Consider the following 26,072-nt stretch of genomic DNA (forward strand, 5'->3'; position numbering starts at 1 on the left):
GTTCGATGAGCCGTTAGGTCGTGCGATCCTGAAGCCGCAACGTATGGCGGCTCTACCTGATAACGGTAAAGTTACTACTGCTGCAACTGGTGCCCGCTTCGTTGGTCAGGCAGATCTGGCCAGTGATTGCTCCGGCGGGAACGGTCACCCGAATCGTATTTCCTTCGACCACAAATTTGGCAGCTGTCGAATTGCCATTGCTGAAACGAACTTCCTGAACGGTTGTGATCGTCTGACCCGTCAGGATAATCTCATCGCCAACTTTTCCTGACTTCGGTGAAAAGTCAATCGCCGAAATAAGTCGAAGTACGGTAAACGGGGTTGTGGTGGCGGTACTATTCGTTTCGTTCGTTACCCGAATAGGACCCGTCTGGGCGTCGGCCGGTACCAGCACCCACCGTTCAGTGTCTGTATTTTTGCCGCCGTCGGCCGCCTTTGTTGTTGAGCCGCTAAACAGGATGTCCGCATTCATCAGGAAGTCGCCCCGCAGCACCACGCGATCGCCCACCCTCGCTTTAAGGGGAAGCACACTGGAAACCACCGCATTCTGAATAACAACCAGACTTGCCGTGGCGGCACCTGCGCGGTTACTGAGTACGACCAGGCCGCTCGACGCATTGGTTGGAACGGCCGTCAGTACATTGAACCCCTCAGTACGGTCATTAATATTCACCGGAATGCCGCTGATAGTAGCCCCCGTAATGCGATAAAGATCTTTGCCCGATACCGTAAGGGGCCGTCCCTGAAGTTGTCTGGCCGGATTAAGGACAAGGTTTGAGGGGGGCAGAAAGTAAAACAACGATTCGCTCGCTACTGTGCTACCACCAATGCCGCTGGCTGCCACTGCCACCGGCTTGGAGGCTGGTAAAGTGGGTATAATAACTTCTACCTGCCTGCTGTTCAGCACACGGAATGTAGCCGGTACATTATCGATGGTGAAGCTCGATGCATCGGCCAGATTAACACCTTCCACAATAAGCTTTTCGCCGGCGTAGCCATCCTGAGCCAGCAAGTGGGTGATAAAAGGGGCCGGGATGATCTTGAGGCTATCTGTACTGGTGGCCACCAAAGTCTCGAACACCCGTACGGTCACCAGTCCCGACGTAGCCGATTCGGGGACTACCGTACGTATTTCAGTATCTTTGACGGTTGTCAGGGCTTTTTCCGTCGTCAGTCCATTGATGCTCACCACGCCATCGGTCAGGTTCTTGCCTGAAATGACAAACTCGGCACCCCGTTTTGTATTCAAGGGACTAATGCTCGTGATTTGTGGCGTTCCCGCCACGATGAATTTCAGTATTTCCTGGCCGCCAATCGTCTCAATCGATAGGGGCAACGGACCCCGGGGCAGGTTGGGCGGAACGACGATGGTCAGTTTCTGAAGAGTACTGTCCTTCACGATGGCATCGACATTATCGAATCGGATCCGCTTGATCTGGTTGAGATAATTGCCTGTTATCTCAACCACGGTGCCGGGCAGGCCGTTTGCTGGTGTGAAGGCGGTAATAATGGGAGCTGGTTGACGAACCAGAAAGGCTAACGGGTCAGATGATCCCTCGTTGTTTTGAACACGAATTTGTGTGATACCCGGCGCCACGGGCGGGACCTTTGCCTGAATCGTTGTTTCGTCATTACTAACGATGGAAGCCGGTGTGGAGGGACCAAAAATTACTGTTGGGTCAGTTCCGAATTGATACCCGCTCAGCGTAATAGTTTGCCCCACATACGCCTGATCGGTCGACAGTCTGATCAGTTCCGGCGGACTATGCTGAACCCGGCAACTGCTAACGGTAATACCTATAACGAAGAGGAAGAAAAAGATAAATGTTGATTTCATAGACGGCAATGGGAGACTGGGCTCCTGAGCATTATCGGTAAAATTAGTCAATTTGACTGTCTAAAAACCATTTCCATCGAAAGCCTGTTAGAGGAAATGAGGAGTGAAGAGTTTAGAATGATGCATGAAAACGAAAACATCAAGTAATTCATCAGGACGGATTCATAAATAAAAATATCCCTAATTTTTCACTTTTCACGGTATATTCTTCACTAAGAATCCACAAATGAGCTATCGCAGCCTGAAAGCATCAAAATTACTAGCAATCTCCACGCTTGGCCAGCTTAAAGCCGCTGGGTACGAAACCCGCTCAATCAAGCAGGAGCTACGAGATAATCTAATTGACCGTATTAAGGATAAAGAAGTTGTTTTTCCCGGTATCTGGGGATACGAGGATACGGTTATCCCCGATGTGGAACGGGCCATCCTGTCCATGCACCACATCAACCTACTGGGCTTACGTGGCCAGGCCAAAACCCGTATCGCCCGGCTGATGGTCAATCTGCTGGATGAATACATTCCGGTGGTGGCCGGGTCAGAACTGAACGACGATCCGTTGTTGCCCCTTTCCCGATTTGCCATTGATCTCATTGCCGAAAAAGGCGATCAGACACCCATTTCGTGGATGCATCGCAACGACCGGTACACCGAGAAACTGGCAACCCCCGACGTGTCGGTAGCTGACCTGATCGGCGACGTGGACCCCATTAAAGCGGCTACGCTCAAACTACCGTACTCCGACGAGCGGACCATTCACTTTGGCCTTATTCCGCGTTCGCACCGGTGTATATTTGTGATCAACGAATTGCCCGATTTACAAGCGCGTATTCAGGTGTCGCTGTTCAATATTCTACAGGAAGGCGACATACAGATTCGGGGTTTCAAACTGCGTTTACCCCTCGATATTCAGTTTGTGTTTACGGCTAACCCGGAAGATTATACCAACCGGGGCAGCATTGTCACTCCGCTGAAAGACCGGATCGACTCGCAGATTGTGACCCACTATCCGAAATCGATCGAGATTGGCAAGAAGATCACCATGCAGGAAGCCATCGTTAAGAATGAGCAGAAAAGCATGGTGAAAACCAATGAACTGGTTGCTGACCTGATTGAACAGGTAGCCATTGAAGCGCGGGAGAGCGAATACGTCGACTCAAAAAGTGGCGTGTCGGCCCGGATGACGATTTCGGCTTACGAGAACCTGCTCTCCTCGGCCGAACGCCGGGCGTTGATCAACGGTGAAAAAGATACGTTTGTCCGCATTGCCGACCTGTATGGCGTGGTGCCTGCTATCTGCGGTAAAGTCGAGCTGGTGTACGAAGGTGAGGTAGAAGGACCGGTTATTGTTGCGCAGAACCTGATTGGCAAAGCCATCCGGAATCAGTTCCTGGGCTATTTTCCCAACCCTGAGAAAGCCAAGAAAGACAAGCGCGGTAACCCGTACAAGAAAATAACGGACTGGTTCGGCGATGGCAACGTGATGGAATTCCTGAACGAGCTGTCCAACCGGGATTACGAAGCCCGGCTGCGCACCATCGATGGTCTGGATGATCTGGTCGATCAGTTTCATCCGCGCCTGGGCAAATCCGAAAAGCTCTTTATGATGGAGTTTGCCTTGCACGGTCTGGCCGAGCACTCGCTGGTTGGCAAAAACGCCATGGACACGGGGCTGTCGTTCAAAGACCTGCTAGGGTCTATGTTCAACCCCGGCAAGAATTTCGGGGAGGAAGAGGAAGACGAGGACGACGACCGATTCTAAACAAACATAATCAAACGCAAAACGGGCCGTACGGCCCGTTTTGCGTTATACTGAGTTGAGTAACCGTACACCGAAGGTGCTGGATGGCTAAGGCCCATTTTCCCCTGATTCATCGGAAGTTTCCCCCGATTGGATAAAATCAGGGTGATTAGCAGCGAGACGGAAGCTAGGTTTGAGTCATTCAACAAAATGACTACATGTTATGCGGCTTTTCGGCTTCTATCTACTCTTTTCGCTTCTATCCCTCTCTACTTTACGGGCACAGTCAGTTTCAGAAAATAACCCGTCCGCTACCGGAGCGAACCGTGTACGGATTGTGCTGACAGATGCCCGCCAACAACCTGTTTTTGGGGCCACAGTGCGGTTTCAGCTCTCGACCGACTCCACCCGTCAGGTTGTGACCATTACCGATACGGCGGGCGTGGCGCTGCTTAATCTGCAACCCGATGCCTCCTGGGCGCTGAACGTGACCGCGTTGGGAAAAAAGCCACTAACGCGCGGCATTCGGCTAACGAAGGCCCAGTCTACTTTTCGGTTCACCCTCGAAGATGAAGCGAAGACCTTAACGGGCGTGACGGTTACGGCCCGAAAGGCCCTCATTCAACAGGAGGATGATAAGACCATCATTAACCCCGAACTCATTGCCAACAGCAGTACCAGCGCGTTTGAACTTCTCACCAAATCACCCGGTCTTTTCCTTGATCAGGAGGGTAATGTTTACCTGAACAGTGCGGTTCCGGCCACCATTTACATCAATGGCCGGGAGCAGCGGATGAGTGCACAGGATGTAGCTACCTTACTCCGGAGCCTCCCGCCCAACAGTGTCGAGCGCATTGAGGTCATGCGAACGCCTTCTGCCCGCTATGATGCGTCGAGTGCCGGGGGGGCGGTGAATATTATTCTTAAAAAAGGTGTCAAGCTGGGTCGTACGGGAAGCGTATCGGCCAATATGAACCAGGGGCGCTTTGGCAATCAGGGCGTTGGCTTTAGCCTGAACGATGGCAATGGTACCCGCTCTACGTACCTGAACCTGAACTACAGCCGACGGGATAATTACGATAGTCTAACGAGTTCGCGTCAGCTGCCCGGTAACCAGACCATTCGTCAGGAAGCCTACACCCGCAGTCCGGGCGATGCGCTCTTTGCGGGGTATGGGTTGAGTTACCAGCTGAACCGACGGTGGGAACTGAGCGTTGACGGTCGGGCTAATTACGGCTTTACGAACAGCTTTGCCGATAACAATACCCAGATCCGGTCGGCTGAGAGCGGGCAGTTATTGGTCAAAAATCTCAACAGCCTTCAGAACCGGGGCCACAATGGCTCCGTGACGCAAGGGATTTCCAGTCGCTATAAACTCGATTCGCTGGGGTCCGAAATAACCGCTGATGTGTCGTATAGTTACCTGTATAATCGTACGGATCAGAGTTACCAGACGCAGTTTCAACTCCCCATAAACCCCACGCTGATGGGTGAGGGCACCATCCTGACCCGCCGACAGTTGATGACCGCTAAAGTGGACTGGGTTCAGAAACTGCCTCATAAACTCACGCTCGAAGCGGGACTGAAAACAAGTAATCAGTGGTTTGCCAGCAGGACCGACTATGCAACTATCCTCCAGGCAATTCGTCAGCCGGATCTGGCTCGTAGTAACACTTTCGATTATACCGATGGTATTTACAGTGGATATGTGCAGGCGGCTAAAACGTTTGGCAAGTTCACCCTGAAAACGGGTTTGCGGGTAGAGCAAACGAATATGAACGGGCATCAGCGAGTGCCGACCGACACGGCTTTCCGGGTCCGGCGCACCGACCTCTTTCCTTATTTTTACCTGAGTCGGCCACTTCTTTCCATTGCCAACTTTCCCGTGCAGGCTTCCCTCATTTCCCGGAGGTCCATTACCCGGCCTGGCTATGAGCAGCTAAATCCGGCTATCCGTTACGTAGATCAATACCTGTATGATACAGGCAACCCGGCCTTACAGCCCCAGTTCACTCAGAATGTAGAGGTTAACCTGAGCGTTGCTAACCTGCCAATTTTGGCCGTAGGACAGAACTATACGAAACAGATTTTTTCCAGCGTGCTGTACCAGAACCCCGCCAACCCCAGTCTGGCTTACCGGACAACGGACAACCTGGGGCAAAACCGGGAAACATACTTCAGAATGTTGCTTGGCATACCGCCCGGTGGTCGCTACTTTTTCGTTGTGATCGGGCAGTATAATCTTAACCGATACAATGGACAGTATGAGAACCAGCCGCTCACCTTCAATAAGGGATCGTGGACATTACTAACCTACCACCAGCTCGACCTCGACAGCCGCTCTACCCTTCAGGTTAACGGGTTCTGGTCCATTCGCGGCCAGCGCCAGTTCTATGAACTTGGCAATTTTGGTACCGTCGACATGAGCATCAACCGAAAGTTTCTCGATAGTCGTTTGATGGTTACCCTATCCGTATCCGACATGGCGTATACCAACCGGAATACATTTGTCCTGAATCAGGGTAATGTGATGGCGGAGGGGGCGCGCCGGGGCGATACCCGCCGGATAGGTTTTAGTCTGCGGTATAACCTCGGGTTTAAGAAACAGCGGGACGAAAGCCCCAATCCGTTTAATTTTGATGGCCTCAACCAAACAAAGTAATGAAGATCGCCCCGCCCGCTTTTCGTAAACCCGCCCGCTCCGACTGGGCACTGATCGCCATACTGTGGATACTGGCCTTCCCGTTCGTAGTGGCCGGTAATATGGACCGCTCGTGGTGGCTTATCGTGATCGGTTGGGCGTTTGAGGTGATTGTCCATTCGGGAGTTGCCATGGTAATGGTGTATGTACTGTTTCCGGCCTTTCTGTTCACCCGGCGTTTCTTTCTCCTGTTCCTATCCCTACTGATCACGCTCCTGACGTTTGCAACCCTTCATCGGCTGGGTATCTGGCTGCTTTATGACTCGGATAAACCGTTCCGGTGGTTCAGTGTTTTAAACAGCTTGGTGAGTATTGCGTCGCAGGGAAGCGTGTTGGCGTCGATACTGACTGGTAAGCAGTTTTTTGAAACGCAGCAGCGTCTGGTACGTACCGAAAAAGAACGCACCGAAGCCGAGCTGAGACACCTTAAAGCACAGATCGACCCGCACTTTTTATTCAATAACCTGAATGTGCTGGGGGCCCTCATTGAGCGAAGTCCCGAACAGGCCAGCGCTTATCTGCACCGGTTTTCGGCCTTGTATCGCTACCTCATTCGTCATAAGGATGAAGACGTGGTGCCACTGGCCGACGAACTCGCCTTTCTCAACGACTACACGTACCTGATTCGGCAACGCTTCGGTCGGGCTTACGAAATCGTCACGACAGTGCGCGTAGCCGATACGTTGGCTGTGCTGGTGCTGCCGGGCAGCCTGCAAACGCTGGTCGAAAACGCGGTTAAACATAACCAGAGCAGCGAAACCGATCCGTTGCTCATTGACTTGACGATTACTGCCCAAACGATGGTGGTTCGCAACGAGCTGCGCCCCAAGCTTACACCCGTTGAGTCGACGGGAACCGGCTTGCGGAATTTGCAGGCCCGTTACCAACTGCTTTCCGACCAGGCTGTACTGGTTCAGCCAACGGCTACCGAGTTTGTGGTGACATTGCCTATGCTCAGGCCTGCCGTTGTCGAATCGAAAAAACCATTATTCATTCCCTGATAACTGCTGTGTCGATCACCCTCGTTATACTCGAAGACGAAGCGATAGCCGCCCGTCAGCTCACCGATCTGGTGATGCGCCTGCTGCCTGATGCCCGTATTCTGGCTACCCTGCCCAGCGTTCAGGAAGCAGCCGCCTGGCTATCCGACAACCCGCCACCCGATCTGCTTCTTTCGGACATCGAGCTGCTGGATGGCAATGTATTTGCCCTGTTCGACCGAGTGCAGGTCAACTGCCCGATCATTTTCACGACGGCCTACGATCAATTTTTGCTACGGGCCTTTCAGGGTAACGGAATTGCTTATCTGCTCAAGCCGTTTACCGAACCGCAACTCCGGCAGGCATTGGACAAGTATGCGCTGCTGCGAACGTCCCTAACGTCGCCCGCGCCGGTACTCACTGAAACGGTGCTGACTCAACTGCGCGAAGCACTCCGGCCAGCCATGGCTTCTTACCGGCAGCGCTTTACCGTAAAAATGCGCCAGGGTATTCACTTGCTGGATGTGAATGACATTACCTATATTCAGGCTGATGGAGGAGTCGTCTTTGCCTTTGACGATAAAGGACAAAAATATCCGCTGAATGGAACACTCAGCGAGGTGGAGGAGCAACTTGATCCCGCTCGTTTTTTTCGCCTTAATCGTTCTGAAGTGGTGCACATCCGGTATATCGTTCGGCTGGAACCTTATTTTAATGACCGACTGGCCGTGCAGATCGTGGGTCGAACGGAACTCCTCATTGGCAGCACCGCCCGCACGCCCGAGCTACGCCAGTGGATTGACGGGTAGACCTTCTTGGCATACCGCTTAGTGGCACAGGCAGGGCATGGCATCCGGTCTGGTGCTGGTCATGATTATGCTACATTTTTTGCCCCGCTTTCAGTCACCTCCTCCAATAAGTCCTGACTTCACACGCCTGACCGGGCGTCGCCCCAACACTGTTCGTGAGTTTATGGATCAACAGAAATCAGCCTGGATGGCGTGATCAGTCGGCCTGTTTATTTATTCGACAACCACCGCTGTACCGTTGGCACTAACCATCAGCATGGAGCCATTGCCGCCAATGGTCTGGTAGTCCAGGTCAACACCGATAACGGCCGTTGCGCCCAGGCGGGTGGCTTGATCAATCATCTCTTTGATTGCAATGCTTTTGGCTTCGCGCAGGGCCTGCACATAAGCCCCCGAATGGCCCCCGACAACATCCCGGATCGAGGTGAAAAAGTCTTTAACAAGATTGGCTCCGATAATGGCCTCGCCGTTGACCAGACCTACATATTTCGTGATATGCTTGCCTTCAATGTTAGAGGTAGTGGTTACGAGCATAAGAAAATGGTATAAGATGACAGGCCAGTTCGCCCAAGTGGCCGTAAAGTTAGTCAGTTGGGCGTTTTTTAATATATACCGAAATTAAGTTCGCTGTTAAAATACATGAACGGTTAATGGCGCATAGACTAATCCTGCTATCGAACTGACAGTAGCTTATCCACTGTCTCTGTTGGGTATCGATCCTGATAATCGTGTCGATGCCGGTGAGCGGACAGAGGCAGGGTATGTATTTTATGTTTTTTAGTAGGATAAGAGGCTGTTGTCTAGGAAATTAGGCCTCTTGATAGATCGCTTCCGAATTATGGGATTAACCTGTTCAACGAACTGACTAACGCTGTTAATTTGTAGTTTAATTACTATATCTTCCTTTTTTTGCAACGGCTACAACCAAAAACACATGAAACATCTTCGTTCATTACCGCTTTCGATTTGGGCATTCTTTGTCGCTATTACTCTTGTTAGTAGTAGTTGTAAGGACGACAACCCGGCAACAGCAGTGCCAACAACGGTTGAGGGGAGCTATAGAATCACCGCCCTGTCGGTCGACCCTAAAGCGCTCAGTTTATACAGCGACCTGATTGCAGCCTCCAAACTGCTGTTCAGTAACACGACTTGCCTAACCGACCTGACCATCACGTTCAAAGCCGGGGGCGATGCCACGACGGATAATCCAACGTCCTGCCAGACCATACCTGTTCCGCTTAGTACGTTTACCGGTATCGATGCAAGCAGCAAGTGGGTATACAGCGGAAACAAGCTGACGATTACCAAAAGTGATGGTACTAAAACGGATTATACAGTGCTCAGCACGGGTAATGTTCTGAAATTACAGTGGCAGGGTGCCCTAAACTACCCGGTTCCCAGCCCAACAGTGTATACGTATACGATGGATCTGGCAAAGAAGTAAAGGCAAATCCATTTTTTTGAAAACCGGCTCAACAAAAGGGCCGGTTTTTTTATGTGCTTAGTCACACCATACGGGGTGAAAAATAGGCTAAACAAGTACTTTTTGACCGTTCGTTAAAACCATTTACCGATAACTCAACCCAGCTTTATTCTCGTGTATAGACCAAATACTTTTGACCGAAATACTAATCTACTATAGACAATGAAAAATAAAAATTCAGTTCGTTTGATGGCCTGGGCGATGATTCTGGCCATTCCCGTTTGGTTTGGAAGCTGTAAGAAGGGCAGCGACGATGCCGTTACACCCACAACATCAGCCGTCCAGGGCAGTTGGAAAATTTCAGGGCTTAAAATTAACCCTGGCGTCGATTTTTTAGGAAATGGGCAAAAAAGCAATGATTTGCTGGCGTTATATAGGTTAATACCCAATGGCAACGATATTGTCGACTGCTTGACAGGTACAACGATTATCTTCAATGCAAACGGAAAAGTCACGGGTACGCCCGGGGCAAAATGCTCGTCGGCATCGGACGACCTTAACCCCGTTGAGGATAACTCGACCTGGAAGTTAGACGGGAACAAACTAACGCTCACCAGCGGCAGTGACGTAACCGTCTATGACATGGTAATCAGTGGGAATACGATGAAATTATCGACATCGGAGCAGGAAGACTATGATGGAGATGGTAAAAATGAAACCTACACCACTACGCTGGAGATGACGAAGGTATAATAAACCCGAACCTTTTCTGAAAAAACGACTTGCCGGTTGGTGAGTCGTTTTTTTATGCCCCGTCCGTGCATTCATGCAGCGTCGTAATGTACTGGTCCAGATACTGACTCAGGGACTTCGACTTGTATTGCAAGATATATCGCGGGTGGTCGAGGGTGACGATGCGGTCAAAGAAGCCCTGCTGGTCGTTGAGACGCCGTAAGTAGGTTTCGTTTTTCCGACCCAGGCACACGGCCACTTTTCGGTTGTAGCCAAAGCCAGTTTGGGTTCGAATGGTTTCGGTAATAGCTGGCCAAAGCGCTTCGGTAGTCGCGCGGTCGTCGTAGAAGTTATAGTTGATGGGTCCGGAGGCTGGTCCTGCTTTGGTTAGCGCCAGCGGAAACAGCGACGTCAGAAAGAACCGACTGTAAAAAGCCTGTGCTCCGCCAAATGCCTCGACAACCTGATAAATGAACCGGCTTGATAACTCCGGCGTGTCGCGCAGGTCGTTCTCGATGCCGCAATACCGGCGCAGGTTCTGCGGTGTGGTAAACGAAATGCCCGTTACACCCGCGCCGAATCGACCGGGATTGATACCCAGCACGAAGACGCGGGGATTTGTATCGGCAAAGAAATGGCTGTAAAACGCCTGAACAATGGCTTTTACCTCCGGCCGCTGAAACGGATTGATGACGCCAATACCCGGTGGCAGATGAGCGGGTGCTTCAAGTGTATTGTAATACGCAATGGCTTTGTCAGCGAAAGTGGTCATTGTTTTTGTCATGCTGACGAAGGAAGCATCTTCGGATACACAAAGTATTGTTTGCTAATCCCGAAGATGCTTCCTTCGTCAGCATGACAAAAAACGCATTGGGTACTTACTTGATATTCTTCCGCCGGTTCCGCTGGAAGTCTTCAAACATCATGTTGCCCAGGCCCTGCAAACCGCTGTAATAGGCCCGGCCATTGTTGACCTTCGTAAACTCCTGCACAAACTGTTTGAGGTAAGGATCGGAGGCAATCATGAACGTGGTGATCGGAATCTCCAGTCGACGGGCCTGAGCAGCCAGCGTCAGCGTTTTACTCACTACTTTGCGATCGAGCCCAAAGGAGTTCTTGTAGTATTTGATCCCTTCTTTCAAACAGGTCGGCTTGCCGTCCGTGATCATGAAGATCTGCTTGTTCTTGTTCTTCCGTCGACGCAGCAGGTCCATGGCCAGTTCCAGTCCGGCCACGGTGTTGGTGTGGTAGGGGCCAACCTCCAGATAAGGCAGTTCTTTAGCCTGAATCTGCCAGGCGTCATTGCCAAACACAACGATGTCGAGGGTGTCTTTCGGATATTTCAGCTTGATCAGTTCGACCAGAGCCAGCGCCACTTTTTTGGCGGGCGTAATGCGGTCTTCGCCGTACAGAATCATCGAATGGCTGATGTCGATCATCAGCACCGTTGACGTCTGCGTTTTCTGCTCTTTTTCCGTCACCTCCAGGTCCCGCTCCATGAGCCGAAACTCCTCGACACCGCTGTTGATCTGTGCATTTTTGATCGACTCCGTCATCGAAATCTGCTCCAGCGTGTCGCCGAACTGATAGGAGCGAAGATCGCTGCTCAGTTCGTCGCCAGTGCCGGTATAAGGTGTTTTGTGATTGCCACCGGACTTCGATCGCTTCAATTTGCCGAAGATCTCTTCCAGGGCGCTGCGTCGTATCGTCTGTTCGCTCTTGGGCGTCATCACGATTTTACCCTCCTGATTTTCTTCGGTCAGGTAGCCCTTTTCCTTGAGGTCGTCGAAGAAGTTACCGATGCCATATTTGTCGTCTGTCAGGCCGTATTGCCGGTCGAGCTGGCTCATCCACGCCATCGCCTGCTCGACATCTCCGGAGGTCAGCAGCAATAACTGCTGGAAAATGTTGAGCAGTTTATCGAAGTTACTGCCTTCGTTTTGCTCGGGCGGTACGTAATCAGAAAATTGAAAGCCTTTCATAAGAATTGTCGTTTGTAGGGCCGCCATACCTGGTGGCTTGTAGCAGTGGTTCTGGCCGTAAATAAAGAGCTACCGGTGTATCAGCAGAACAGCGCGTTTCCCGGATTTGTTCGGTTAGCCCGGTTAGCTTATCACTCCATCTGGTTTATCAAATATAACGAAATAATGCGTTCGGGTGGTCAGTTAATTCTCTCGCAACTACCCCAATGTACCGTTTAACGGCCTCAAGAAGCCCCGTTTAGCCCACCATTCGTCCCAAAATTGCCAATGGCCCCAAAACAAGGCGGCTCATCCCTTCGAGTTGCAGAGGCTGCAAAAGGGGGTGTAGGTTTGCATCGTCGGACAACAATGACCGGCCTCACAAATCAAAAATAGAATCGCCATGAAAACGCTCCTGTTTACGTTCGCCCTGCTTCCCGGATTATTTATCAACACGAACGCAGTCTCCCGGCTTGCCGCTCCCGGCGATTCGGCCACATATAAATTGACTATCGATTTCACGAACGTTACCAAACGGACGGGTACGCTTTACGTTGGTCTCGTGAACGATGCGGCTGATTTTAACGGAAACTCGTACCGCAAGACCCGCATCCAGATTCCCGCTACCGGCGATTTTCAGGTTAAGTTCGATCAACTGCCCGCCGGGCGATATGCGGTCAAAGTTTTTCAGGATTTGAATGACAACCAGAAACTGGATATGTCGAACCAGATGCCCGTGGAGCCTTTCGGCTTTTCGAACGTGACCATGCTGATGGGGCCGCCTTCGTTTGAGCAATCGGCCTTTGCGTTCAACGCACCCAGGACCATTGTTATCAGCCTGATCGGTCAATGAATCTCTTTATCGACACGAAAGCTAAACGAACGACCACTATGAACCGGATCACTTTTCTCAAAACTCTGTTAGGTACAGGCCTTGCGCCAGCCGTTGTACTCGCTGGCCCAACTGTCAATACGCTTCAACTGGAAGCAGAGCGGATACGTTTGGAATTGCTGGACGCCTGGGCCATGTCTGAAAAAATGACATTACTGACTGCCGGGCAAATGCCCGCCGACGCGTTCGACTTCAGGTACACCCCCGAAGCCATGACCTTTGCCGACCAATGGCGGCACTGCTGTCAGTTCACCGTAAGCCAGCTGGCGGGTCGGTTGGGGGTAATTAATCCGTATCAGACCCGTCAACTGCCGCCGGTAATGACCAAGGGGCAGATCATGGACGAATTACGAACCATGTACGTGTTTGTGCAGAAGACCACTCGGGATGTGCCGGATGCCAAACTGCTGGAAAAAGATGATTTCATGGGTAGTAGTATCCCAAACTGGCGCCTGATCTACACCATGGAGAACCACATCATCCACCATCGGGGACAGTGTATGGTCTATCTACGCCTGAAAGGCGTTACGCCCGAAGGCTATTTAGGTTGGTAGTCCTAGAGCTGAGCCAGCAGGTACAACACCGCCATTCGAACGGCCACGCCATTTTCAACCTGGTCCAGAATGATGGAATGCGATGAATCGGCTGCGTCGGAAGTTAATTCAACGCCCCTGTTGATGGGGCCGGGGTGCATGAGCACAATGGGGCGATCCAGCTCGTCGAGCATCTGTTTCGAGATACCAAAGTAAAGCGAGTACTCCCGCAGCGATGGGAAGTATTTGATCTGCTGCCGTTCCAGCTGAATGCGGAGTACGTTGGCCACATCGCACCAAGCCAAAGCTGCCCGAACATCGTGCCCAACTTTAACACCAAGCGCTTCGATGTATTTGGGGATAAGGGTTTTGGGCCCGCAAACCATCACCTCGGCACCCTGTTTCTGAAGGCAAAAAATGTTGGAAAGCGCCACCCGGGAGTGCGTAATATCGCCGATGATCGCAATGCGTTTACCCGCCACATCGCCCAGTTTTTCACGAATGGAAAAGGAGTCGAGCAGAGCCTGGGTAGGGTGCTCGTGGGTGCCATCGCCCGCGTTCACCACATTGGCTTTTATATGCTTGGTGAGGTAATGAGGAGCGCCGGGGCTGCTGTGCCGCATGACCACCATGTCGACTTTCATGGCCAGAATATTATTGACCGTGTCGAGCAGCGTTTCCCCTTTTTTGACCGAACTGCCCGATGCTGAAAAATTAACGACATCGGCCGATAATCTTTTCTCGGCCAGCTCGAACGAGAGTCGGGTACGAGTCGAATTTTCGAAAAAAACATTGGCAATCGTCACATCGCGCAATGAAGGGACTTTCTTGATGGGCCGGTTGATGACTTCTTTAAATTGCCCGGCTGTATCCAGAATAAGTTGGATGTCAGACTCGGTCAAGTCTTTGATACCCACCAAATGGCGGACACTAAGGGCAGTTCGATTGGTCGATTGGGCCATGAGAGCAGTAAAACTATAAATTGGGCAAAGATAGACCGGAACCCGTGAAAGAAAAACGGGCAGGCTGGATTCTATGCCAGATCGAGCTCTTTTGGTTGCCGAATACGGCGGATGAGGTCTTGAGGGCAGTTCCTGAAATCAGGCTACTAACCGCGATACGCCAGCCTATTGCTTGTTTTTGAAAAGCGGGAATAAGCCCGATTCCACATGCGCCTGCATCATCAGCTGACTTAGGTATTTGGCTTTGTCGGGGTATTTGCCCGCCACATCATGCGTTTCGGCCGGGTCTTTCGAGAGGTCATATAACTCAACGGCTCCCGTTGGGTCGTTGACGGCCTGCAACCGTACCGCTTTCCAGTTGCCCTGCCGAACGGCCTGTTTGCCGCCCTGCTCATGGAACTCCCAATACAGGTAATCGTGCTCTTTCTGGGTGCCTTTTCCGGTTAAGGCCGGCACAAACGACAGGCCGTCGAGGTGAGCGGGCGTTTTGGTACCGGCCAGCTCGGCAAACGTGGGCAGCAGATCCCAGAAACCGCCAAGGAAATCACTATGGCTACCCGGTTTGATCATACCCGGCCAGCGGGCAATAAAAGGCGCGCGAATACCACCTTCATAGAGATCACGCTTCATGCCGCGAAACCCGCCACTACTGTTGAAAAAAGCCGGATCGCCACCCCCTTCCCGGTGCGGCCCGTTATCACTCGAAAAGATAATGAGCGTGTTTTTGTCCATTCCTGTCGCCTTTAACCGGGCCATCAGCTGACCTACATACGCGTCCAGTCGGGCAACCATAGCGGCATACGCTGCATGCGGATGGGCTTGCGAGGCATATCCACTTGTTTTGGCATTGGCACCATAATTGGAGCCGATGTAGGGCGTTTCGGTAAATTTGCCTTTATAATAGGCGAAGATGCTGTCGGCAGGAGGGATCAGCTCGGCGTGCGGGAGTGTGTAGGGCAGAAACAAAAAGAAAGGCTGACCACTCCTGCGGGTCCCCAAAAAATTCAGGGCCTGTTTCTGGATCAAATCCGGGGCAAATTCATTTTGCTGGGTCAGGTTTTTATTCGCTGCGAGTACAACCTTCTTATCGTTATCCCAAAGGTGATTCGGGTAGTAACGATGCGCCAGCGCCTGGCAATTGAATCCGTAAAACTGGTCGAACCCCTGTTTGGTTGGATCGCCTTCTGACCCTACCGGACCCAGCCCCCATTTACCAAAAGCCGCTGTCGTATAGCCCGCCTGTTTCAGCAGTTCTGCAACGGTCACGACCGAATCGGCGATGGGTTGCTGGCCTTCGGGCTGCACTTCTTTATTGCCCCGAATGTAGGTATGGCCGGTATGCAGCCCGGTCATGAGCGAAGAGCGTGAGGGGGCACACACGGAAGTGCCCGCATAAAACTGCCTGAATCGCATGCCTTCGGCCGCCAGGTGGTCGATATTGGGCGTTTTGATCAGATTCTGTCCGTTTACGCCAATGTCACCATAGCCCAGGTCGTCGGCCAGGATAAAGATGATGTTGGGCCGAATCGCCTTTTGGGCCTGTCCCTGCGCAAAAGTCGACGCAAGAAATAGCAGGCTGAAGAAAAGTTTGTTCATACAGGGTGATTGGTTAGTCACCGACGCAAATGTCGTTCCTGACGTCTATGGAGCTTTTTTTGCCTTCATACGGGCCATAAAGAGCATTTGGTCTGTTTAGGGTGTTCGTTGAGTTACACCGAAACGGTGAAAGTGTGTTGTCGATACCTTTTCACCATAAAGACTGTATGGATAAACTTATACGGCCTGTCAGCGCCATTTTTTTTGAAAAAGTCTGATAGGCTCTGCCGCCGTCGATTCAGTCATCCCTTCAAAACACTCATTCGGCCGGTTAATCCGGGCGGCCATCGCCTTTTTGTTGTCGGCGCAGGCACCCTGCGCCACCTTTGTATCAGTTAAACGAAACAAATAACTGATACGACAATGAAAAATATACTTCTATTGATGCTGGGACTGGTAGCCGGTACCGCATCGTTCGCTCAAACAACACCAGGGGAAACACCAGACGCCAACCTGGCTCTGACCAGCAGCCATAAACTTAAACTGATGGTTGGTCAGCAGGACGCCAAAGGAACCATCGCTCTGATCGATAACGCAGGCCATATCCTGTATAATGATTCGGTGAACCTTCGCAAGGGCATCAACCAGAACTTCAACATCGACGAACTGGCCAGCGGAACCTACCAGATCGTGGTAAAAATTGGAAAACAGAGCATCGTTAAAACGTTTGTAGTCGACGAGAAACCCGCCCAGACGGTCGTGACGCTCAATGCATAAAAGCGGAAAAACGGCTCCAGCCCGCCACCGGCCTGCCTGATAAGGTAGGCCGGTGGCGGGTTATACTTTTACTGTTTGATCACGCACCCCACCTATGCCGAACCGGTTAACCTCGAAGGAGAAATGGCAACTGTCCCTTCGGCTGATGTTGCTTTATTCTCCGTTGCTGCTGTATGTCAACATGCCGCAATCGGCCTGGACCAGTGGTAAGCTGGGCACCATTCTTGGCATTTTTCTGGGCTTTAATGTCGTCGTTCTGGGCCTGTATTTCATCTGGATTACAGTTACCGACTGGTTACAGGACTACCTGTTTGGCCGATTTGGGCAGGACTTTTTCTTTCAGTTTAACTGGCTGGCCGTGCTTCTGCCTATTCTGATCGCCCTGGGGTTAGCCGGTTTGTATACGTTTGCGCTACAGCTGGTTGGCAAGTTGTTGTTCATGCTCTATATGAATGGTTTTCTGGGGGCAAACGCCGGTCCATCGAACGAGCCACCTCAGGAGGTGCTTCGTTTCATACAGCGGGCCAATAATGGCTTCTCGGTAGCCATTATGCTGTCGGTATTCTACCTCACCCTGACGACCCGATCCTATCAGCAGCTCAAAAATGTGCAGTTCAGGGCCGAGCGGCTGGAAAAGGAAGCGCTGCTAAGTCAGTTCGAAGCCCTCAAAAGTCAGCTGAGCCCCCATTTTCTTTTCAACAGTCTCAGCATTCTTACGTCGCTGATTCACGAAGATGTCGATTTGTCGGAGCAGTTTATCAAGCGGCTTTCCAAAGCCTACCGCTACATTCTGGAACAACGGGATCAGGATCTGGTACTGCTCAGGACCGAGCTGGACTTTATTGAGTCGTACACCTTTCTACTTAAAATTCGCTTCGAGAACAAATTCGATGTGCTGATCGACGTGCCTCAAAGCGTTCAGCAGCAATACCGGATTGCCCCGCTGACCTTGCAATTACTGGTTGAGAATGCCGTGAAGCACAACCGGATGTCGATTCAGGAGCCGCTTCAGGTGCGTATCCATGTGCAGGATGGCTGGCTGGTGATAGAAAATCCGCTCCAGGACCGGGATAAACCCGAACCTTCCACCGGCATAGGACTTAACAATATTATTAATCGCTACGCACTCCTGACCGACCAGCGCGTGGAGTGCCGTCAGGAGTCAGCTTTGTTTGTTGTCAAAATCCCTCTTTTACCATGAATGTGCTGATCATTGAAGACGAAGACCGGACCGCTCGTCAACTGGAGCGGATGCTCAAAAAGTACGACCCAACCGTGCATGTGCTGGCCCAGTTACCATCGGTGCGGGCGTCGGTGTCGTGGCTCAGTCAGCACCCGGTGCCGGAGCTGATTCTGATGGATATTCACCTGGAAGATGGGCTGGCATTCACCATTTTCGAGCAGATTACACTCACGGTGCCAATTATTTTTACGACGGCCTATGACGAGTACACGATTCGGGCGTTCAAGGTGAACAGCATCGACTACCTGCTCAAGCCGGTCGATTATGATGAGCTGGCTTCGGCGCTGGATAAGTTCAGGACGCTGCGTAGTGTGGCGCCCAGCCCCGACGTATCTACGCTGCTTCAACTGATGCAGCAGTTTCGGGAGTCGCCCTTCAAAGAGCGGTTTATGGTGAGTATCGGCACCAAAATACGCAGCGTCGAAACAAGCGACATTGCGTATTTCTATTCCGAAGCGAAAGGGACGTTTCTGATGACGAAAGAAGGCCAGCTGCTGACGATTGAGTACAGCCTTGACCAGTTGATCGGGATGGTGAACCCGTCTCAGTTTTTCAGGGTGAACCGACAGTTTCTGGTGGCACGATCGGGGATTCAGACCATTCAGGCCTATTCGGCGGGGAAGCTCAAAGTAGACCTTCGGCCTGCTTCGCGGCAGGAGGTGTTCGTGAGTCTCAGTCGATTATCGGATTTTAAAGACTGGCTGGGCCGATAAATCGGTTTCATTCGTCGGTCGGGAAGCGATGTTCATCCGGTGAATTCCGGGGCTCATCGCCTTTTTTTTTCGGGCGTTTTCGGAAGGCTGCACCTTTGATGCGTAAATAAAACGCTCATGAAACCGCACGTCTTACTTTCCGCCATCTGTTTACTCTTCGGCCTTTCTCTTTCATCTGTTCACGCTCAATTTCCAATGGGTGGAGGAGCCGCCACTACGCAACCCAAAGCCCTGCCCGGCACCGCCGGTGACCAAAGCCCTAAAGGAACCGCCCGCATCACGGGGTCTATTGTCGATTCAACCCAGGCTAAAGCCGTAGAATTCGCCAGTATCGCTCTGTATAACAAAACCAACGATAAAGCCGTCGACGGTACCGTTGCCGATGAAAAGGGTAAGTTCACCTTATCGAAACTGGTCGCCGGGGAGTACCGGGTGCTGATCAGCTTTGTCGGTTTTCGGAATAAAACCATTGAAAATGTTACGCTCGCCAACGGGCAAAGCCTGGACCTGGGAACGATCAAACTTCCTTCGAGTGTCAAAACGCTGGACGAAGTGACTGTGTTGGGACAGGCTGCGCTGATCGAGGAGAAAGTGGACCGGCTTGTCTATAATGCCGACAAGGATATTATGGCGAAAGGGGGCGACGCCACCGACATTCTCCGCAAAGTGCCGCTGCTCACGGTCGATCTGGACGGTAACGTGTCCATTCGGGGCAGTCAGAATATTCGGGTGCTGATCAACAACAAACCCTCGACCATTGTCGCCAGCAGCGTTTCGGATGCGCTCAAGCAAATTCCCGCCGATCAGATCAAATCCGTTGAGGTGATCACCAGTCCATCGGCCAAGTACGATGCAGAAGGTTCCGGCGGCATTATCAATATCGTCACGAAAAAGAATAGCCTTCAGGGCCTGAACCTCAATGTGGATTCAGGGGTGGGTAACCGGGGGTCGATGCTCAGCCTGAACGGTAATTATCGGCAAGGCAAGCTGGGCGTTACGCTGGGTGGTTTCGGACGGGCCAGTTACAACACCATCACCCAAACGAACCTCGACCAGACGAGTCTGGTAAACGGCGCATCGACGCTTACCCGGCAAACGGGCAATGGGCATAGCTCGGGCCTGTTCGGGCAGTATAACCTAGGCTTCGATTATGATCTGGCACCGAACCAGAGCCTGACCGCGGGCGTACGCTATGGCCTGCGTAACATGCTGAATCAGCAGGATCTGGTCACCCAGCTTTTCACCGATGGCACCGCCGGTGCACTGTCGAAACGGAACGTAGATACCAAAAACCTGTCGGGTACAATCGATGCCAACCTGGATTATCTGCACACGTACAAACCCGGTCAGGAGTGGAGTATCTCGACGCTGTACAGCCGCAACGATCTCACCAATAACTTCGACGCCGATCTGCTGGGCGGTACCGATGCGCTCATTGGTCGGCAGCGGAACTTGAATAAGAACGTGAACCAGGAGTTTACCCTGCAAACGGATTACCAGACGCCTATCAAGAAAAACCAGATGCTGGAATTTGGGGCCAAAGCCATTCTCCGGCAGGTGGACAGCGATTATCAATACCTGACAGCGGCTTCGTCGGGGGCCTTTACCACCGAAAATAACGGTACATCGGGCAACCTACAGTACCACCAGAACATTGCCGCTGCCTACAGCTCGTATACCTACACGACCAAAAATCGCTACACGTTTAAAGGTGGGCTGCGGTATGAGCACACCTTCATCGACGCCAGCACCCGCGAAAACGGAAACCTGGGCATCGGCGATTACGGCGTACTGGTGCCGAGCCTGAATGCGTCCAAAACCTTCAGCGGAACGACGCTCAAACTGGGCTATAACCGACGCATTCAGCGGCCGGGCCTGCAACAGCTGAACCCTAACTTTAACGCGGCCAACCCGCAGAACATCACCATCGGCAACCCATCGCTTCGCCCCGAACTGACCAACAATTTCGAACTGGGTCTGAGCAAAACCATTCAGAAAACGTTCATCAACGCCACCTTCTTCGGACGCATTACCAACAACGCCATCTCGCAGGTGAGCCGCCCATCCGATACGCTGGCGGGGGCCATTGTCACGACCTATCAGAACATCGGTCAGCAGCAGGCCTACGGAGCCAACATCTTCTCGAACGTCGCCATAACGTCAAAAATCAGTATTGGTCTGTTTCTGAACACCTTTTATACCAGCCTGACGGGTCAGGTGATGGGGGCCGACGGCGCATCGGCCACGCTGACCAACACAGGCTTCACCATTGGCGGGGGCACGTTTGCTTCAGCTCAGTTTAAAAATGGCTGGGGTGTTCAGGGGTTTGGGTTTATGCAGGGCACGCAAGTGCAGCTGCAGGGCACGCAGGGCGGCTTCGGCTTCTACTCACTGGGCATAAAAAAAGACATTGCCAACAAACAGGGGAGCATTGGTTTGGCGGCCGAAAACTTCCTGTCCAATCGCTACCACGTCAACACGGTTCTGAACTCGGCTCAGTTCAATCAAGTGAGCGACACCTACCTCTACAATCGGGGCATCCGCCTGACATTCACCTACAAGCTGGGTAAAATGACGGTGGAGGGCAACCGCAAGAAAGCTAAGTCGGTCAACAACGACGACGTAAAAGCGGATGGCAGCGCGCAGCCCCAGTCGGGAGGTCAGGCGCCGGGCGGGAGTCCGAGATAGCTGACGCTGGCAAAGTCAGGGCGTGATCTACTCCACCCCAACTAACCCCACCCCAACCCCTCCCCTAAAAAAAGGGGAGGGGCTAAAAAAAGAGAGTGCCCTTCGGCATAGCCCCTCCCCTTTTTTTAGGGGAGGGGTTGGGGTGGGGTAAATCACGGCAATCACATTTATTAAATTCTACTAACACACATGATTACGCTTAATAAACTGCTGGCTGCTACGCTGGCCACTTGCCTGTCTGTTGGGGCCTTTGCCCAGACGGTTGATGAACTGGTTGTCAAACACGTTGCCGCATTGGGCGGGGCTGAGAAACTGGCGGGAGTGAAAACCCTCGTTACCGAGCGGACGCTCTCAATGAATGGGATGGATATTCCCGGCAAAACGACGGTAATCGTGGGAAAAGCAATGCGCTCCGAAATGTCGATCATGGGCAACTCGGTGGTGCATGTGATCGATGGGGTGTCGGGCTGGATGATTCGGCCGACGATGATGGGCGGTACCGGTGATCCGGAACCTATACCCGCCGACATGATCAAACAACAGATCGGCCAGCTCGACCCGTTTGGGCCGCTGGTGGGCTATAAAGAAAAAGGGAGTCAGGTCGAACTGGTTGGAAAGGAGACGGTAGATGGCAAAGACGCCTATCACCTGAAAGTAACCGGCAAAGACGGTCAGGTGGTCGATGAGTTTCTCGACGCCACAACGTATCTGGTCAGCAAAGTGAAACAGACGGGTATGGACGGAAAGACCAGCGAGGTACTTTTTTCGGACTACAAGGAAACGGACGGGATCAAATTTCCGAAGATGATGGAAATCGTGGGTGGTCAGATGGGCACGCTGACCTTTATTACCGATAAGGTGAAGGTAAACCCGTCCGTTGATGAGAATCTATTCAAAAAAACGGCTAAGTAAGCGGACTCCGGTCGTGTGTCAACCGCAATCGCTATGCCCGCTAATCTTACGCAGGCATAGCGATTACTAAAAGCGTTTTCAGGCAGCTTGCCAAATGCGCTTCGGTATCGACAAGCCAGCGCTATCAGTACACTAAAATAATCTGGTACTCCTCTGGTTTAATCGTTTGAATGGGTTTTGTCTGTCCGGGCCAAGCTCCGGCTTGGCCCTCGAATGGCAAGCTCAAAGGCCAAGCCGGAGCTTGGTCCGGACATCATACCTACCCTTTAGTTCACCGAGCTGCTTAAGACCTGGTAACTCTGCGTGGCAATCTCCAGCTCTTCGTTGGTTGGGATTACCAGGATTTTAACGGCAGAATCGGTTCGGTTAACTTCCCGAATGCCGGGCGCAGGGGTGCTGTTTTTTTGAGGGTCGAGGTGAATCGACAGGAAGTCGAGTCCCGTACAAACCTGTTCGCGCAGGGCGTTGTCGTTTTCGCCCACCCCCGCCGTAAATATCAGGGCATCCAGACCGTTCAGCACTGCGGCATAAGCGCCAATGTATTTTCGGATTCGGTACGCGTAAATGTCAAGGGCAAGGGCCGCTGCCCGGCTGCCCTCGGCGAGTGCTTTTCGAATATCACGCATATCGCTCAGGCCAACAAGCCCCTGCATACCCGACTGCTTGTTGAGCAGATTATTCACCTCATCGGGACTATAGCCCCTGGAGATCAGGTGGAAAATGACGGCAGGGTCGATATCGCCCGACCGGGTTCCCATGACCAGCCCCGCCAGCGGACTGAAGCCCATGCTGGTGTCGATCGACTTGCCGGCCTGAACGGCGGTAATACTACACCCATTGCCCAGGTGAATACTGATCAGTTTAGCGTCTGGTTTTCCCAGCCAGGCTGTGGCGGCCTCGCTTACGTATTTATGACTGGTACCATGAAACCCATAGACCCGAATGCCATCGACGGCGTACAGCGATTCGGGAATGGCGTAGCGAAAGGCGTATGCCGGCATTGTCTGGTGAAACGCCGTGTCGAAAACCGCGATCTGCCGGGCATTGGGAAAGGTACTTTCGGCTATTTCAATGCACTGGTAATTGATGGGGTTATGGAGCGGAGCGAGTGGGAACAGGTCTTTGATCGTTTCTTTCACCGCCTGGGTAATCAGCGTAGCGCTGGCAAAGCGTTCGCCCCCATGCACCACCCGATGCCCAACCGCCTTGATCTCGTCGACCGAATGAATCAAGCCCATGTCGGCATCCAGTAACAGATGCAGCACCTGCTGAAGCCCATCCGAATGGTCGGCCAGTGTTTCCCTGCGCTCAACGGTCTGAGCGGGCTCAGTCGTCAGTATCTTGTGCCTGATAAAGGCGTCGTTCGTGCCGATACGTTCGATCAGTCCGCTGCACAACGGTTTGTCGGAAGGCATGTCGAACAGTTGATATTTCAACGAGCTGCTGCCCGCGTTGATCACTAGAATATACATACATCGAAAATAAGCAGGTTGGCTACTGGCTATCCTGGCATTGAATGGCTGTAATGACGACCGTATTGAACACGTCGTCTACCGTACAACCCCGGCTGAGGTCGTTGATGGGTTTGTTGAGCCCTTGCAGCATCGGTCCAATGGCGAGCGCACCCGTTTCCCGCTGCACGGCTTTGTACGTGTTGTTCCCTGTATTTAAATCCGGGAAAATCAGCACGCTGGCTCGTCCGGCTACTTCGGAGTTGGGTAGCTTCTGACTGCCTACCAACGGATCAACCGCTGCGTCATACTGGATAGGACCTTCGATTTTTAAGTCGGGACGCTTTTCCCGAACGATGGCCGTGGCCTGCCGTACTTTCTCGACGTCTTCCCCTTCTCCCGACGTACCCGACGAGTAAGATAACATGGCGATACGGGGCTCAATGCCAAAACGGGCACTGCTCTCTGCGGAAGAAATAGCTATCTCAGCCAATTGGGTAGCTGTCGGATTGGGGTTCACGGCACAGTCGCCGAAGACGGATACGCGATCGGCCAGGCACATGAAGAAGACCGACGATACCAGCGATACTCCGGGTTTGGTTTTGATGAACTGCAGGGCCGGTCGGATGGTGTGCTGCGTGGTATGGACGGCTCCCGAAACCATGCCATCGGCATGCCCCAGATAAACCATCATGGTACCGAAGTACGATACATCGAGCATCATGTCTTGCGCCATGTCGAGGTTCACATTTTTGGCTTTCCGCAGTTCGTACAACGTAGCGGCATAGGTTTCGTAATTTGCCGACGTGGCCGGATTGACAATATTCACGACGCTGGTGTCGAGCGTCAGGCCCAGCCGTTTAATTGACGCCAGCACTTCGGCCTCGTCGCCCAGAATGGTCAGGTCCACAACATTCTGCGTCACCAGTTTAACGGCTGCTTTCAGGATCCGGTCGTCATTGCCTTCCGGCAAAACAATGTGCTTTCGCTGGCTTCGGGCTGTTTTAACCAGCTGATACTGAAACATGTGGGGCGTTATGCCTTCCGACTGAAACGTAACCAGCCGGTCGTTCAGTGCTTTGGTGTCTACGTTTTTCTCGAACACGTCGATGGCCAGTTCGATCTTCTTCCGGTTGTCGGCCGTGATGCGGGAGTGGATGCCCCCGATGGCGGTTGTCGTGCCAAAGGTGCCTTGCTGTACCGTCAGGATGGGAATAACCGTTTGAAGGCCTTCGATCAGGCGGATAACGGGTTCGTCGGGCTCCGTACCGGCCGTCAGTACAATGCCCGCTACTTTCGGATAATTGGCCGACAAGTTTGCCTGTAAGGCCCCTATGATAATGTCACCCCGGTCGCCGGGGGTAACGATCAGTACATTTTCCTTGATGTAATTCAGAAAGTTAGGCAGCATCATCGCGCCCGTCACAAAATTGTCGACCTGATTGGACAGCAGGCTTTCGCCCACGAGCACTTTGGCCCCCAGCGCGTCCCGGATTTCCTTCATGGTCGGGCTCTGTAACTGCTTTTCCCACGGAATAACGGTGAGCATCATGTCGGCCGGCAACTGCATCCGTAGCAGCTGCCGGACGTCGTCTACCTGCTCGGGCTGCACCCGGTTAGCCACCAGACCAAGCACCTGCACTTCCCGGCCCTCGAAGCCCTGAAGCGCACTCAGGGCCGAGCTGATAATCTGAGCGGTGGATTTAGCTTCTCCACTGATGACGACGAGGACGGGCGCCCCAAGATTTTTGGCGATAGCGGCATTCGATTCAAATTCAAAGGCAATACCTTCGCCCAGAAAGTCGCTGCCTTCAATAACCGTAAAATCGCAGGTTTCTTCCAGCTTTTTATACTTGCTGATGATGGTATTAAGCATCTCGCTTCGCCCTTCCAGTTCCATGCGCTGCAGAGCCTCCTGCCTGGTAAACGCATAGGTATCTTCGTAGCTGATGGGCAGCGCGAAGTAGTCCAGAATAGCTTCGATATGAATTTCCTTCTGACCCGGAACTTGCTGCGTAATGATCGGTTTGAAGTAACCCACTTTCCGGGTCTTTCCCAGCAGGCTGTTCACCAGGCCAAGTGCCAGGAGAGATTTGCCCGTATACGGCTCTACCGACGCGATAAAAATAGCTTTTGTCATGAAAACAAGAATAACTGCCAGTGCAGGGTTGCCGACTTAAGTGT

The 26,072-nt window shown here is 52.3% G+C and carries 21 protein-coding genes; 13 read left to right on the forward strand and 8 right to left on the reverse strand.

Features of this window, described 5'->3' with window-relative positions; translation table 11 throughout:
- Positions 1-52: 52 nt before the first annotated feature.
- Complete coding sequence (locus ACYVK4_RS28320; protein ID WP_461130946.1) at positions 53-1,837, reverse strand: IPT/TIG domain-containing protein; 1,785 nt, start codon at positions 1,835-1,837, stop codon at positions 53-55.
- Between the two features lie 226 nt (positions 1,838-2,063).
- Between ACYVK4_RS28320 and ACYVK4_RS28325 the strand changes: the two genes are divergently transcribed.
- The 4 genes from ACYVK4_RS28325 (at position 2,064) to ACYVK4_RS28340 (ending at position 8,065) form a co-directional block, all read left to right on the forward strand.
- Positions 2,064-3,596, forward strand: coding sequence for a P-loop NTPase family protein (locus tag ACYVK4_RS28325; RefSeq protein ID WP_461130947.1), 1,533 nt, complete (start codon positions 2,064-2,066; stop codon positions 3,594-3,596).
- A gap of 202 nt (positions 3,597-3,798) precedes the next feature.
- Complete coding sequence (locus tag ACYVK4_RS28330; protein ID WP_461130948.1) at positions 3,799-6,237, forward strand: outer membrane beta-barrel protein; 2,439 nt, start codon at positions 3,799-3,801, stop codon at positions 6,235-6,237.
- Positions 6,237-7,277, forward strand: a complete 1,041-nt coding sequence (locus ACYVK4_RS28335) for a sensor histidine kinase (RefSeq protein WP_461130949.1) — start codon at positions 6,237-6,239, stop codon at positions 7,275-7,277. The genes ACYVK4_RS28330 and ACYVK4_RS28335 overlap by 1 nt, the downstream gene beginning before the upstream one ends.
- 8 nt (positions 7,278-7,285) lie before the next feature.
- Positions 7,286-8,065, forward strand: coding sequence for a LytR/AlgR family response regulator transcription factor (locus ACYVK4_RS28340; protein ID WP_461130950.1), 780 nt, complete (start codon positions 7,286-7,288; stop codon positions 8,063-8,065).
- 213 nt (positions 8,066-8,278) lie between these two features.
- Here ACYVK4_RS28340 and ACYVK4_RS28345 read toward each other — a convergent pair whose 3' ends face one another.
- Complete coding sequence (locus tag ACYVK4_RS28345; protein WP_461130951.1) at positions 8,279-8,599, reverse strand: heavy metal-binding domain-containing protein; 321 nt, start codon at positions 8,597-8,599, stop codon at positions 8,279-8,281.
- Positions 8,600-8,999: 400 nt separating this feature from the next.
- Here ACYVK4_RS28345 and ACYVK4_RS28350 point away from each other — a divergent pair, with 400 nt between their 5' ends.
- Both ACYVK4_RS28350 and ACYVK4_RS28355 read left to right on the forward strand, forming a co-directional pair.
- Positions 9,000-9,509 carry a lipocalin-like domain-containing protein gene (locus ACYVK4_RS28350; protein WP_461130952.1) on the forward strand — a complete coding sequence of 170 codons (510 nt, stop codon included), beginning with the start codon at positions 9,000-9,002 and terminating at the stop codon, positions 9,507-9,509.
- Between the two features lie 201 nt (positions 9,510-9,710).
- A complete protein-coding gene (locus tag ACYVK4_RS28355; protein ID WP_461130953.1) occupies positions 9,711-10,241 on the forward strand; it encodes a lipocalin-like domain-containing protein in 531 nt (176 codons plus the stop codon).
- Between the two features lie 52 nt (positions 10,242-10,293).
- Here ACYVK4_RS28355 and ACYVK4_RS28360 read toward each other — a convergent pair whose 3' ends face one another.
- Together ACYVK4_RS28360 and ACYVK4_RS28365 are read right to left on the reverse strand one after the other, a co-directional pair.
- A complete protein-coding gene (locus tag ACYVK4_RS28360; protein ID WP_461130954.1) occupies positions 10,294-10,992 on the reverse strand; it encodes a uracil-DNA glycosylase family protein in 699 nt (232 codons plus the stop codon).
- Positions 10,993-11,098: 106 nt separating this feature from the next.
- On the reverse strand, positions 11,099-12,202 hold the full coding sequence (locus ACYVK4_RS28365; RefSeq protein ID WP_461130955.1) for a vWA domain-containing protein: 1,104 nt from the start codon (positions 12,200-12,202) through the stop codon (positions 11,099-11,101).
- A 382-nt stretch (positions 12,203-12,584) separates the two neighbouring features.
- Here ACYVK4_RS28365 and ACYVK4_RS28370 point away from each other — a divergent pair, with 382 nt between their 5' ends.
- Together ACYVK4_RS28370 and ACYVK4_RS28375 are read left to right on the forward strand one after the other, a co-directional pair.
- The gene (locus ACYVK4_RS28370) at positions 12,585-13,034 is read left to right on the forward strand and encodes a DUF2141 domain-containing protein (protein ID WP_461130956.1); all 450 of its coding nucleotides are present in this window, start codon (positions 12,585-12,587) and stop codon (positions 13,032-13,034) included.
- Positions 13,031-13,627 carry a DinB family protein gene (locus ACYVK4_RS28375; protein WP_461130957.1) on the forward strand — a complete coding sequence of 199 codons (597 nt, stop codon included), beginning with the start codon at positions 13,031-13,033 and terminating at the stop codon, positions 13,625-13,627. The genes ACYVK4_RS28370 and ACYVK4_RS28375 overlap by 4 nt, the downstream gene beginning before the upstream one ends.
- Positions 13,628-13,629: 2 nt before the next feature.
- Here ACYVK4_RS28375 and ACYVK4_RS28380 read toward each other — a convergent pair whose 3' ends face one another.
- Both ACYVK4_RS28380 and ACYVK4_RS28385 read right to left on the reverse strand, forming a co-directional pair.
- Positions 13,630-14,568, reverse strand: a complete 939-nt coding sequence (locus ACYVK4_RS28380; protein WP_461130958.1) for an aspartate carbamoyltransferase catalytic subunit — start codon at positions 14,566-14,568, stop codon at positions 13,630-13,632.
- 165 nt (positions 14,569-14,733) lie between these two features.
- The gene (locus ACYVK4_RS28385) at positions 14,734-16,164 is read right to left on the reverse strand and encodes an arylsulfatase (protein ID WP_461130959.1); all 1,431 of its coding nucleotides are present in this window, start codon (positions 16,162-16,164) and stop codon (positions 14,734-14,736) included.
- Positions 16,165-16,527: 363 nt separating this feature from the next.
- On the opposite strand from ACYVK4_RS28385, the gene ACYVK4_RS28390 reads away from it, so the two are divergent.
- The 5 genes from ACYVK4_RS28390 (at position 16,528) to ACYVK4_RS28410 (ending at position 22,437) form a co-directional block, all read left to right on the forward strand.
- Positions 16,528-16,881 carry a T9SS type A sorting domain-containing protein gene (locus ACYVK4_RS28390; RefSeq protein WP_461130960.1) on the forward strand — a complete coding sequence of 118 codons (354 nt, stop codon included), beginning with the start codon at positions 16,528-16,530 and terminating at the stop codon, positions 16,879-16,881.
- 94 nt (positions 16,882-16,975) lie between these two features.
- Positions 16,976-18,082 (forward strand): sensor histidine kinase, encoded by a 1,107-nt coding sequence (locus ACYVK4_RS28395; protein ID WP_461130961.1) that lies wholly within the window; start codon positions 16,976-16,978, stop codon positions 18,080-18,082.
- Positions 18,079-18,837: a LytR/AlgR family response regulator transcription factor gene (locus ACYVK4_RS28400; protein WP_461130962.1), complete on the forward strand. Its 759-nt coding sequence runs from the start codon at positions 18,079-18,081 to the stop codon at positions 18,835-18,837. Before ACYVK4_RS28395 ends, ACYVK4_RS28400 begins: the two co-directional genes overlap by 4 nt.
- Positions 18,838-18,954: 117 nt before the next feature.
- On the forward strand, positions 18,955-21,525 hold the full coding sequence (locus ACYVK4_RS28405) for a TonB-dependent receptor (RefSeq protein WP_461130963.1): 2,571 nt from the start codon (positions 18,955-18,957) through the stop codon (positions 21,523-21,525).
- A 189-nt stretch (positions 21,526-21,714) separates the two neighbouring features.
- Positions 21,715-22,437, forward strand: a complete 723-nt coding sequence (locus ACYVK4_RS28410; RefSeq protein ID WP_461130964.1) for an outer membrane lipoprotein-sorting protein — start codon at positions 21,715-21,717, stop codon at positions 22,435-22,437.
- A 266-nt stretch (positions 22,438-22,703) separates the two neighbouring features.
- Here ACYVK4_RS28410 and ACYVK4_RS28415 read toward each other — a convergent pair whose 3' ends face one another.
- The gene (locus ACYVK4_RS28415) at positions 22,704-23,909 is read right to left on the reverse strand and encodes an acetate/propionate family kinase (RefSeq protein WP_461130965.1); all 1,206 of its coding nucleotides are present in this window, start codon (positions 23,907-23,909) and stop codon (positions 22,704-22,706) included.
- Between the two features lie 22 nt (positions 23,910-23,931).
- On the reverse strand, positions 23,932-26,028 hold the full coding sequence (gene pta / locus ACYVK4_RS28420) for a phosphate acetyltransferase (RefSeq protein WP_461130966.1): 2,097 nt from the start codon (positions 26,026-26,028) through the stop codon (positions 23,932-23,934).
- Positions 26,029-26,072 lie beyond the last annotated feature (44 nt).

It is taken from the genome of Spirosoma aerophilum (genome assembly GCF_054782495.1).